The organism is Citreicoccus inhibens (assembly GCF_019039035.1).
Taxonomy (GTDB): Bacteria; Myxococcota; Myxococcia; order Myxococcales; family Myxococcaceae; genus Citreicoccus; species Citreicoccus inhibens.
Genome location: NZ_JAHNZT010000009.1, coordinates 26,325 through 37,733, shown reverse-complemented (window position 1 = coordinate 37,733; position 11,409 = coordinate 26,325). Strand labels below are relative to the sequence as shown.

At 70.0% G+C, this 11,409-nt stretch carries 8 protein-coding genes; 7 read left to right on the top strand and 1 reads right to left on the bottom strand.

Going from position 1 to position 11,409, the window contains the following annotated elements; genetic code table 11:
- Positions 1–61: 61 nt before the first annotated feature.
- The 7 genes from KRR26_RS13675 to KRR26_RS13645 all read left to right on the top strand — a co-directional run bounded on the left by KRR26_RS13675 (position 62) and on the right by KRR26_RS13645 (position 10,427).
- Complete coding sequence (locus KRR26_RS13675; protein ID WP_120210893.1) at positions 62–1,537, top strand: TolC family protein; 1,476 nt, start codon at positions 62–64, stop codon at positions 1,535–1,537.
- Entirely contained in the window at positions 1,525–2,667 is a 1,143-nt protein-coding gene (locus tag KRR26_RS13670) for an efflux RND transporter periplasmic adaptor subunit (protein ID WP_120210894.1), read from the top strand. Before KRR26_RS13675 ends, KRR26_RS13670 begins: the two co-directional genes overlap by 13 nt.
- 9 nt (positions 2,668–2,676) lie before the next feature.
- Positions 2,677–5,847 (top strand): efflux RND transporter permease subunit, encoded by a 3,171-nt coding sequence (locus KRR26_RS13665; protein WP_120210895.1) that lies wholly within the window; start codon positions 2,677–2,679, stop codon positions 5,845–5,847.
- A 74-nt stretch (positions 5,848–5,921) separates the two neighbouring features.
- On the top strand, positions 5,922–7,871 hold the full coding sequence (locus tag KRR26_RS13660) for a patatin-like phospholipase family protein (protein ID WP_217080014.1): 1,950 nt from the start codon (positions 5,922–5,924) through the stop codon (positions 7,869–7,871).
- Positions 7,868–8,836: a 3-oxoacyl-ACP synthase III family protein gene (locus KRR26_RS13655; RefSeq protein WP_217080013.1), complete on the top strand. Its 969-nt coding sequence runs from the start codon at positions 7,868–7,870 to the stop codon at positions 8,834–8,836. Before KRR26_RS13660 ends, KRR26_RS13655 begins: the two co-directional genes overlap by 4 nt.
- Positions 8,833–9,606: a lysophospholipid acyltransferase family protein gene (locus KRR26_RS13650; RefSeq protein WP_217080012.1), complete on the top strand. Its 774-nt coding sequence runs from the start codon at positions 8,833–8,835 to the stop codon at positions 9,604–9,606. Before KRR26_RS13655 ends, KRR26_RS13650 begins: the two co-directional genes overlap by 4 nt.
- Complete coding sequence (locus KRR26_RS13645; RefSeq protein ID WP_217080011.1) at positions 9,603–10,427, top strand: SDR family NAD(P)-dependent oxidoreductase; 825 nt, start codon at positions 9,603–9,605, stop codon at positions 10,425–10,427. The genes KRR26_RS13650 and KRR26_RS13645 overlap by 4 nt, the downstream gene beginning before the upstream one ends.
- Before the next feature lie 243 nt (positions 10,428–10,670).
- Here KRR26_RS13645 and KRR26_RS13640 read toward each other — a convergent pair whose 3' ends face one another.
- On the bottom strand, positions 10,671–11,096 hold the full coding sequence (locus KRR26_RS13640) for a hypothetical protein (protein WP_217080010.1): 426 nt from the start codon (positions 11,094–11,096) through the stop codon (positions 10,671–10,673).
- Positions 11,097–11,409 lie beyond the last annotated feature (313 nt).

Below are 11,409 nucleotides of genomic sequence, written 5' to 3'. Positions count from 1 at the left end.
CCGAGACGCGACGGGCAGTGGCACCGCGCGGCGATGACTCCTACCTGGGAGGGCATCGCCTATGACGCCCCTCCTGCTCGCAGCCTGGCTGTCGCGCGCCGGACTCATCGTCGCGCTGCCACCCCCGGCCACCCCGGGGCCCGAGCGCCCGGTGAAGTCCGCCGCCCAGGCGGCGCCGCCCACGCACTCACCCGATGACGTGCCGGAGGTCCCGCCGCCCTTCCAACCCCAGGTGTCGGATCCACTGCTGACCCCCGTGCCGCCGCCGCCCCTCCAGGTGAAGACCTGGGGCGAAGCGTTGGATTTGCTGCGGCAGCGCTCCACCGACCTGCGCACCGCGCTGGCCCAAGTGGAGGTGGCCGCGGGCCAGTGGCGCATCGCGCTCGCCAACCTGCTGCCCACCATCAACGGCACCATCGCCACGCAGCTCCCCAAGGACTCCAGCCTCATTGGCGGCGGCTTGAGCGGAGGAATCAGCGGCGGCGGCAGCGGCGTGGAGGGCTCGAACACCGGCGCCAAGCGGCCCACCCAGCCCCTCGTGGTGGGCCTGCTCACCGGCTCCATGCCGCTGGTGGACCTGGGGAGCATCTACGGCGTGGGCACCGCGAAGGAGTCTCGGCACACCGCGGCGCTGTCCCTGGCGGAGACCAAGCGGCAGCTCACCTTGGGGTTGGCCCAAGCGCTGGTGACGGCCTCGTCCGCCGAGCGGTTGGCGGAAGTGAATCGCGTCAACCTGCGCACGGCCCTGGAGCGGCAGGCCCTGGCCCAGCGCCGCTTCGACCTGGGCGCGGGCACGCGGCTGGACGTGGTGCGCGTGGCGCAAGACACGGAGATCGCCCGCACGGCGGTGGTGACGGGGGACGAGGACCTGCGCAAGGCGCGCGAGTCGCTCGGGTTGGTGCTGGGCATCCCCGCCCAGGTGGGTCCCGCCAACGGCGCGGGGCTCGAACAACTGCTGGACCACAACCACCATGACTGTCGGGCGCTGAGCGACGTGAACGAGCGCTCCGACCTCGAGGTGGCGCGCTCGCGACTCAAGGTGGCCGAGCGCGCGGTGACCGGCGTGAAGTGGAAGTACGCGCCCACGTTGGACCTGTCCGCCACGGCGGTGGCCATCACCGTGGACCCCGGCTTCGCGGACGTACCGGCCTGGGGCGTGGGCGTGTCCCTCAACCTCCCCTTCTGGGATGGCGGCGCGCGCGAGGGCAGCCTGCGGCAGACGCGCGCGGAAGCGGACCAGGCGCGCCAGAACGTGGTGGCGCGCGAGCGCTCGGTCTCGGTGGAGGTGGTGCGGGCGCGCCGTCAGGTGGAGGTGGCGCGCTCCACCCGAGACATCGCGGCGCGTGAGCGCGCGCTGGCGGAGGAGAGCGACCGGCTCACCCGCCGCAGCTTCGAGGTGGGCACGGGGACCAGCCTCGAGCTGGTGCAGTCAGCCGGCGACCTGCGCCGCGCCGAGCTGGAGCTGGTGGTGCGCGAGTTCCAGTACCAGCAAGCGCAGGTGGACGCGTTCCTCGCGGAGGCAGCATGCGATTGGTGAGCGGCTGGGGGCGATGGGGCATGGTGCTGGCCCTCGTGGCGGGGTGCCACGACAAGGACGCGAGCAAGCAGCAGGGCGCGGCGGCCGGCAAGGCGCTCCCCGTGCAAGTGCTGTCGGTGAAGCCAGGCCCGGTGCTCGACTCGGTCGAGTACGTGGGCACGCTCATCTCCCGGCGCAGCATCACCGTCTTCCCTCAAGTGGCCGGCTACATCGAGACCATCTCCGTGCGCCCCGGGGACACGGTGAAGCAGGGTCAGTTGCTGCTGGTGGTGGATCCGCGACAGGTGAAGGCCAACCTGCGCGCCATCGAAGCGCAGCGCGCCTCCGCCCTCGCCAACCGCGAGTACGCGCGCCGCACGCGCCAGCGCAGCGAGCAGCTCCTCAAGGAGGGCCTCACCAGTCGCCAGGACTATGACCAGGCGGTGGCCCAGGCCGAGCAAGCCGAGGCCCAGGCCCGCTCCTCCGAGGCCCAGATTCAATCGCAGCAAGTGCAGCTGGGTTTCTACAACGTGAGCGCGCCCTTCTCCGGCACGGTGGGCGACATCCCGGTGAAGCTTGGCGACTACGTCACGCCCCAGTCGGCGCTCACGCGAGTGGACCAGAGCCTGGCGCTGGAGCTGTCCGTGCAGGTGCCCGTGGAGCGCGCCTCGCACGTGGAGGTGGGCAAGACGCCCCTGGAGGTACTCGACGCGGAGGGCAAGCCGGTGGTGCGCGCGCCCGTCTTCTTCGTCGCGCCCACCCCCAACACCGGCACGCAGTTGGTGGAGGTGAAGGCCGCCTTCGACAACACGGCGAAGCTGCGCGCGGGCCAGCTGGTGCGCGCGCAGATCATCTACTCCGCGCGCGACGCGCTGAAGATGCCCACCGCCGCGGTCACCCATCAGGGCACGGAGTCCTTCGCCATGGTGGTGGCGCAGGGGGACGGCGGCACCGTCGCGAAGCGCACGCCCGTGGACCTGGGGCGCATCCAGGGCAATGACTACGAAGTCCTCGGCGGCTTGGACGCGGGCATGCAGGTGGTCGTGAGCAGCCTTCAGTTGCTGCGCGACGGCATGCCCATCCAGCCCAAGGAAGCGCCCGCCGCATCCGAGCGAACCGGCACGGGTGGCGGCGCGGACGCAGGGCAGTGAGGGGGACGCATGTTCACCGACTTCTTCATCAATCGCCCTGTCTTCGCCAGCGTCGTCTCCATCCTCATCACGCTGGTCGGGGCCATCTCCATTCCCGCACTGCCCATTGAGCAGTACCCCAACCTGGCGCTGCCGCAGGTGCAGGTGACGTCCACGTACATCGGCGCGGCGGCCGAGACGGTGGAGAGCGCCGTCACCACCGTGCTGGAGCGCCAGCTCAACGGCGTGGAGGGCATGCGCTACATGTCCTCGTCCAGCACCAACGATGGCGCCAGCAGCATCATCGTCACCTTCGACCCCGAGCGGAACATCGACCTGGCCTCGGTGGACGTGCAGAACCGCGTGGCCACGGCGACGCCGCAGCTCCCCGCGGCGGTCAACGCGCTGGGCGTCACGGTGGCCAAGGCGCAGACGCAGCTGCTCATGGCCTTCGGCATCTACGACCAGAACGGCCGCTACGACACGGAGTTCCTCAGCAACTACGCGGACGTCTACATCCGGGACGCGCTGCTGCGCGTGAAGGGCGTGGGCGACGTGCGCATCTTCGGCGAGCGCCGACTGGCCATGCGCTTGTGGCTGGACCCCACCCAGCTCGCGCGGCGCAAGCTGACCGCGTCGGACGTGGTGGCGGCGCTGCGCGAGCAGAACGTGCAGGTGGGCGGCGGCAAGGTGGGCCAGCCTCCCGCGCCCGAGGGCCAGACGTACCAGCTCACCTTGCGCGTGGCCGGTCAGCTCACCTCGCCGGAGCAGTTCGGCGAGCTGGTGGTGCAGCGCGGCCAGGATGGCTCGCTGGTGCGCCTGAAGGACGTGGGCCGCGCGGAGCTGGGCGCGGAGAACTACCAACAGCTCCTGCGCTTCAACGGCAAGGAGGCGGTGGGCCTGGGCATCTTCCAGCTCCCGGGCTCCAACGCGCTCCAGGTGCGCGACGGCGTGGTGAAGGAGCTGGAGCGGCTGAAATCCGCCTTCCCGCCAGGGCTCGCGTACCAGCCCGCCTTCGACACCACGCTCGCCGTGCAGGCCTCCATCGAGGAGGTCATCAAGGCGCTGTGCGAGGCCATCGCGCTGGTGGTGCTCGTCATCTTCATCTTCCTGCATGGCTGGCGCAGCGTGCTGGTGGCCGTGACGACGCTGCCGGTGTCGCTGGTGGGCACCTTCGCGTTCGTGAACGCGTTCGGGTTCTCGCTCAACACGCTGACCCTCCTGGGCCTCACGCTGGCCACGGGCCTCGTGGTGGATGACGCCATCGTCGTCATCGAGAACGTCGAGCGCGTCATGGGCGTGGACAACGTGGGCCCGCGCGAGGCCACGCACCGCGGCATGCGCCAGGTGGCCGGCGTGGTGGTGGCCACGGCCCTGGTGCTGTCCGCCGTGTTCGTCCCCGTGTCCTTCTTCCCCGGCACCACGGGCGCCATCTACAAGCAGTTCGCCCTCACCATCGCCTTCTCCATCAGCCTCTCCGCGCTGGTGGCGCTCACCTTGTCTCCCGCGCTGTGCGCGCGGCTCCTGCGCCCGCACGAAGGGCAGAAGGTGAAGCTGGCGCGCCAGTTCGACGCGGCGCTCATGCGCTTCCAGCGCGGCTACGGCAAGCTCCTGGGGCTGCTGCTGGGCAAGTGGCGCTGGCCCGTGGTGGGCGTCTTCCTGCTGCTCATCTTCGCCACGGGCTTCCTCTACGCGCGCACGCCCAGCGGCTTCATCCCCGACGAGGACCAGGGCTACCTCATCGTCGCGGTGCAGGGCCCGGAGGGCACGTCGCTCGACTACACGCGGCAGGTGTTGCTGCAAACGGAGGAGGTGCTGAAGAAGCAGCCGGAGGTGGCGGACATCTTCACCGTCGGCGGCTTCTCGCTGCTGGGCACCGGCTCCAACTACGGCACCCTCTTCGTCAACCTCCACCCGTGGGGGGACCGCAAGAAGAAGGACCAGAGCGTCGCGGGCCTCGTGGACCGCCTGCGCATGCCGCTGCTCTCCATTGGCGGCGCGCGCGTGCTGCCCTTCCAACCGCCCGCCATCCGCGGCGTGGGCAGCGTGGGCGGCTTCGAGTTCGTGCTGGAGGACCAACTCGGCGGGCGCTCCCTGGACGAGCTGGCCCAGGCGACGCAGACGCTGGTGGGCCACGCGTCGCAGGACAAGCAGCTCACGGGCATCTTCTCGTCGTACACCGCGAACACGCCGCTCCTCGACGTGAAGGTGGACCGCGAGAAGGCCAAGTCGCTGGGCGTGTCGCTGGACACGCTCTTCTCCACGCTCCAGGTCTACCTGGGCAGCCAGTACGTCAACGACTTCACCTTCGCCAACCGCGTGTATCGCGTGTACGTGCAGGCGGCCATGCCGTTCCGCAGCGAGCCCCGGGACATCGGCTCGTTCTACGTGCGCTCGCAGTCCGGGCAGATGGTGCCGCTGGAGTCGCTGGTGAAGGTGACGCCCGTCACGAGCGCGCAGAACATCTCGCACTACAACCTGTTCCGCTCGGCCACCATCAATGGCCAGGGCGCGCCCGGCGTCAGCACCGGCACGGCGCTCACGCAGATGGAGGCGGTGGCCCAACAGGCCCTGCCCGCGGGCTACACGTATGAGTGGACGGGCCTGTCCGCCGAGCAGAAGGCGGCGGGCGGCAAGGTGCTCATCATCTTCGCGCTGGGCATCGTGTTCGTGTTCCTGGTGCTGTCCGCGCAGTACGAGAGCTTCTCTTTGCCCTTCGTGGTGATGCTCGCGGTGCCCGTGGCCATCCTCGGCGCGCTGCTCCTGCAGAACGCGCGTTCGCTGGTGAACGACGTCTTCTGTCAGGTGGGGCTGGTGATGCTGGTGGGCCTGGCCAGCAAGAACGCCATCCTCATCGTCGAGTTCGGTGAGCAGCTGCGCGCGCAGGGGCAGGGCGTGGTGGAGTCCGCCGTCAACGCGGCCGAGACGCGCCTGCGGCCCATCCTGATGACGTCCTTCGCGTTCCTCTTCGGCGTGGTGCCGCTCATGGTGGCCTCGGGGGCCGGCGCGGCGTCGCGCAAGTCGATGGGCACCGCGGTGTTCGGTGGAATGCTCTTCTCCACCTTCGTCAACCTCATCTTCATCCCCGTGCTGTACGCCATCGTCGAGGGCGCGCGCTCCCGGTTGCTCAAGCGCCGCGAGCACGCCGGCCCCGGCGAGGGCTCACCGCCCGCCGAGCCGCCTCGCCCGCAGCCGGTATAACGCCCCGAGTGGCCAGAGAAGACCCGCCGTGCTGTTCGCGGCGGCGAGGGGGTTGGCTAATCTCGCAGCCCCTCATGGGCACTCTCCCCTCTCTGTCCGAAACGCGGCAGCGCCTGTTCGCCCTGAAGCAAGCGGGCCCGCTGCGCTACACCAGCAACTCCGTCCTCCTCCAGCTCCTGGAGTCCGCGCAGGAGCTCACGTGGGAGGAGGGCCAACAGGTCTGCCAGGAGGGCCAGCCCTTCGACGGATTCTTCCTCCTCAGCGACGGCATCCTGGAGGCACGGCGCGACGGGCTGGTGCTCCTCCAGCTGAGGGCCGGACAGGTGCTGGGCGTCGAGTCGGTGGTGCGCGGCATCGCCTCCGCCACCGTGACGGCCATCTCCCGCGCACGCGCGCTGTTCTTCCCCCGTGAGGCCGTGTTGAACCTCGCGGAGGCCCGCGCCGGACTGCGCCAGGACCTCGGGTTGGATTTGCTCGGGAGTGAAGGGGGACGCCAGCACTCGGTGGATCAGCGCGCGGAGGTGGTCGCGTTCTCCACCGCGCCCGAGCTGCGCGGGGTGCCCTTGTCACTGCTGGTGGGCCTCCTGGCCAAGGTGCAGGTACGGGACTTCGGGGATCGGCTGCTGCTCTTGAAGCAGGGCGCCCAGGCCGCGCCGCCCGTTCTGGGCGCGGACGGCGTGTACTCCGCGACAGTTCCCGCCGACGTGACGGAGCAGCAGGTGCGCGAGTTCGTGCTCTCGCACACCGGCGAGGCGAGGTTCGACTACGTGTTCCTGGACGGCCTCGAGCCGCCGGGGCTGGAGCAGGACAAGACGGTGCGGCTGGTGGATCGCCCGCCCGCGACCAACGCGCCCACGGCGCGGGTGCGTCCGCTGCTGCGCTCCCTGGCGCACCGCACGCTGCCCACGGTGCTCGTCCACCCGAGGCGCCCGCCCGAGGAGCAGGAGCTGTGCGGCCGTCACCTCCGCGACGATGGGGACGCGGGGCTCGAGCCGGAGCTGCTGGCGCCGGTCTGGGTGCGGTTGGATTGGGACGAGTTGGAGCGCAAGGCGCCCGTGGGCGATGCGCCCTTGGAGGCGCTGGGGCTGAACGCGGGGACGCTGGACAGTCTGGCGCGGTGGGCGCGAGCGGTGACGCATCGGCGCGTGGGCGTGGCGCTGAGCGGCGGCGGCGTGTGGGGCTTCTACCATGTGCATGTGCTGCGCTGGATGGTGCGGCGAGGCATCCCCATCGACATGGTGAGCAGCGCCAGCATGGGCTCGGCGGTGGGCGGCTACTTCTGCGGCACCGCGCTGGACGGCGCGAATGGGCTCGGCGGCCTGGACCTGCTGGTGGACCAGGCCATGAGTCGCCGCATCACGGCGGCGGCGCTGGCCTCGGTCATCACCACGCGCGCGCTGCAATGGCGCGTGGAGAGAGACTTGGGGAACGTGGCGCTGGGTTCACTGACGACGCGCTTCCTGCCGGTGGCCAGCGACCTGACCACGGGCCTGTGCACGGCGATGGAGGAAGGTCCGCTGGCGCTGGCGGTGCGCGCGAGCAGCTCCGCGCCGGGAATCTGGGCGCCCACGCTGCTGCCGCCCGCGCGCTACGTGGACGGCGCCTTCACGAGCAACGTCCCGGCCGAGGCGCTGCTGCGCGCCGGCGCGGACCTCACCTTCGCGGGCAACATCTTCCCGTTCGGGCACAGCTCGCGACAGCCGCTGTTCCCCGGCACGATTGGCCGGTTCATCGCGGCGCTCAACCCGCTGGAGCGCGCGCTGGACCTGGTGGCCAGCGGCGTCCTCCTGCTGCACAACAGCGGAGAGGTGGGCACGCAGCAATCGGACGTGGGCTTCGACATCCTCTCGCGCAGTGAGCCGCTGCTGACGGCCATGGAGTTCACGCGCGCGCGAGACATCATCACGCAGGCCGAGCAGGACCCGGTGTTGGAGGCGAAGCTGGAGGAGCTGGCGGCGCACTGGGAGAAGCTCCAGCGGCGCAGCAAGCTCCCCGAGGGCGCGGCGGGAAGGAGGGCGGCGTGATTCCGGTCCGCATCCTGGGCACGGCCGGCGTGCTGCCGGGCCGCGCGGTGTCGACGGAGGAGGTCTGCGCCCAAGTGGGGCGAGACCCCGAGGAGGTGAAGCGCAAGACGGGCATCCACGTGCGCTACCACGCACCTCCGGGCACGCAGTCCTCCGAGCTGGCCGCGCAGGCGTTGGAGAAGGCCCTGGAGCGCGCGGAGCTTCCGGCGCGAGCGCTGCGGCGGATCATCTACGTGAGCAGCATTGGGGGCGACGTGACGGCGCCCGCCACGGCGAACCGCATCGCGGCGCGGCTGGGGCTCGCGGGCGAGTGCGACGCGATGGACCTCAACAACGCCTGCATGGGCTTCCTCACCGCATTCGACCTGGCGGCGCGCTCGGTGGCGACGGGGCTGGGGCCGGTGGGCATCGTCTCGGTGGAGATGAGCACGCGGGCGATGACGCCGGAGGACCCTCGGCCCTACCTCGTGTTCGGAGACGCGGCGGCGGCGGCGGTGCTGGGCGAGGCGCGACCGGGTGAGGGCGTGTTGGGCTCGGCGTTCGGCAACAACGGGACGCTGCCGCCGGACGTGATGATGCAGAACCCGCAGCTCACCGGGCAGCGCGAGTGGATGCGCTTCCTCACCCACAGCAAGGAGATGACGCGGGTGGCGCTGGACGCGGTGCTCACCGCCACGCGCGCGGCGCTGACGCAGGCCCAGGTGTCGCTGCGCGACGTGGAGTGGGTGCTGCCGCATCAGCCCAACGGCAGCATGTTGGACACGATGCTCCAGGTGCTGGAGGTGCCGGCCGAGCGCAGCATCCGCGTGGTGCACAAGACGGGGAGCATCGGCTCGGCGTCGCTGGGCACCAGCCTGGACGAACTGATGCGCTCGGGGCGCGTGCGGCCGGGGGAGCGGGTGTTGCTGGTGGGCGTGGGCGCGGGCGTCTCGTATGGCGCGGTGCTGTACCGGGTGGGCGGGTGAACGCGGCGGGAGGGCTGCCCCTGGCGGCGTGGCTGCGCGCGTTCGGGTTGCTGCGTCGCTATCACCGCTATGACGTGGTGAACCTGGAGCCGCTGCTGCGGCCCGGAGCCAAGCTCATCGTGGGCTATCACGGGCGACCGCTCGCGCTGGACCTGTGCATGCTGACGGTGACGCTGCACGAGCGCCTGGGCTACCTGCCCCACGGCATCGCGCACGGCGCCTTCGGGGCACTGCCAGGGATGCGGCGCGTGGCGGACGGGCTGGGCTTCGTCACCGGGGACGACCCGAGACTGGCGGAGGCCGTGGCGCGAGGCGAGCACGTGCTGGTGCAGCCTGGCGGCACGCGGGAGGGATGCAGGAGCTTCCGTCACCGGTATCGCGTGGATTGGGGCGAGCGGCTGGGCTACCTGCGGCTGGCGCTGCGGTATCGGCTGCCGATTGTTCCCGTGGGGGGCTCGGGGATGGATGACTTCTACGTGGGCTTGAACGACGGGGCCGCGCTGGGCAAGCGCCTGGGCCTGCCGGGGAAGCTGCCGCTGTGGCTGGGCGTGGGCGCGACGGGGCTGTGGCCGCTGGCGCTGCCCTTCCCGGTGAAGGTGACCCAGTGGGTGGGCGAGCCCCTGGAGCGACACCTGGACGCGGGCTTCGACGCGAACGACCCCGAGGCATGGCGCGGCATGCATCGCGAAGTGATGGGCGCGGTGCAGGCCCTGCTGGACCGAGCGCGCGGGCAGGAACGGAACACGAACGAGGAGCGGGTCGCGGCATGAGCGGTCGGGAAGTCGGGGACGGGACGTGGGCGGTCATCCTGGGGGCGTCGTCGGGAACAGGCGCGGCGATCGCCGAAGCGGTGGCGCAACGGCCGGGCCTGAACGTGTTCGGGGTGCACCGAGGGCGGTACGCGGAGCAAGCGGCGGAGGTGGAGCGACGCGTCCGAGCCCAGGGGCGAGACGTGGTGCTGCGGCAGGCGGACGCCTCCACGCCGGAGGGTGCGGAGGCGGGCGCAGACGCGCTACTCGCGAGCGCGGGGCCGCGGAGCGTGAAGCTGTTCGTGCACTCCATCGCGGGCGCATCGGTGGGACACTTCTTGTCGACGGGAGAGGACCGGCTGCACCCGCGCCGCATCCAGCGCACGTTCGACTGCATGGCGCACTCGTTCGTGTATTGGGCGCAGGCGTTGGTGGCGAGGGACCTCTTGGCACCCGAGGCGCGCCTGTTGGGATTGCAGAACCCGTTGGATCAGACGCACCTGGGAAACACAGGGCTCATCAGCGCGGCGAAGGCCTCGCTGGAGATGTACGTGCGGCACCTGGCGATGGAGCTGGGGCCGAGGGGCCACCGGGTGAACCTGCTCAAGTTCGGCACGGTGATGACGCCCGCGCTGCGGCACGTGTACTCGCCGGAAGCACTGGCGAGGCTGGAGGAGGCACACGCGAAGCTGAATCCTGCGGGGCGCATGTGCACCGTCGAAGAAGTCGCCCGCTTCGTCACGGTGCTGGTGGGTGAGGACGCGGCCTGGTTCAACGGGGCGACCATCGACTTCAGCGGAGGTATGACACTGCGCCTGCTGGACCTGGTGCTCAATCCCTGACGCCCGTGGCCCGCAAGCACCCGGGCCAACGCCACCGGAGAAGGTGGCCTTCGGCGGAGGCGTCACAGTTCCGGCACTGCTCGAACTCGTCCCCAAGAACTTCCCACCTGGGCGCGGAACGAACTTCAACTGCAACTGCATCTCCGGAATCACTCCCCGCGGACGGCCCACTCTCCCAGCTTGGAATGTTGCGCGCGCGGCTGGGAGCTCCTACCGAAGTGCGCTCCTCGGCAGGCGAGGGCTCTACTTCCTTACAGAGAGGATCCGCCATGTCTGAGTATCGATGGCATAGAGCGCTTCGCCATCCAGGGTGACATTGTTCGGGTCACAGGCCTCGTGGCGCGGCGCAATCTCGACAATGAGGGTGTGCTCTGAGTGAGGCACGACCTGGACGGCCCAAACATCCCGCTGGCGCAGACAGCGGGTAACTTCATCCGCGTCCGTGGGAAGCGGCGGCATCGAGAGAAAGAAGTCATCCATCGCCATCGCGATGGCGGTCGCCACATCTCCCGTGACACGAGTCGAAGGAATACCCGCGACCCCTAGCTGCGGGAATGCATAGTCACCACGCTCGGCCCCGGGTGCGCGAGGAGGGCGATAGGGCCGGTGAAAGAGCGAGCAGCCCACCAGGGGAAGCACGGTCAGCGCCAACATGACGGTACGATTCATGGTGTCGACCCCACGGGTTCAATCCGTCCAGTATTCTTCTCGTAGATTCTGCCCGTGAGAACCCACCGTCCCGAGCGACGTTCGTAGACCTCTCCTGGGCGTTCCTCGAATACAAACGGAATGAGTTTTTCAATGGTGCAGGTCGTGTCGAACTGGATTCGATAGGAGTAACGCTGAGTCGACTTCCAACGATCCCTCTCGGACATCCGAGAATGGCGCCAAGGATGTGAATGATAGTCCGCAAGCACCGAGATCTGACCACGGTCGTCGCGTACGACACTGGGAGGAATGCAAGTCTTGTTCGTGGAGGTCG

Excerpts from the sequence above, each read along its gene's own strand:
- KRR26_RS13675 (WP_120210893.1), top strand. The coding sequence starts at position 62 with ATGACGCCCCTCCTGCTCGCAGCCTGGCTGTCGCGCGCCGGACTCATC.
- KRR26_RS13670 (WP_120210894.1), top strand. The coding sequence starts at position 1,525 with ATGCGATTGGTGAGCGGCTGGGGGCGATGGGGCATGGTGCTGGCCCTC.
- KRR26_RS13665 (WP_120210895.1), top strand. The coding sequence starts at position 2,677 with ATGTTCACCGACTTCTTCATCAATCGCCCTGTCTTCGCCAGCGTCGTC.
- KRR26_RS13660 (WP_217080014.1), top strand. The coding sequence starts at position 5,922 with ATGGGCACTCTCCCCTCTCTGTCCGAAACGCGGCAGCGCCTGTTCGCC.
- KRR26_RS13645 (WP_217080011.1), top strand. The coding sequence starts at position 9,603 with ATGAGCGGTCGGGAAGTCGGGGACGGGACGTGGGCGGTCATCCTGGGG.
- KRR26_RS13640 (WP_217080010.1), bottom strand. The coding sequence starts at position 11,096 with ATGAATCGTACCGTCATGTTGGCGCTGACCGTGCTTCCCCTGGTGGGC.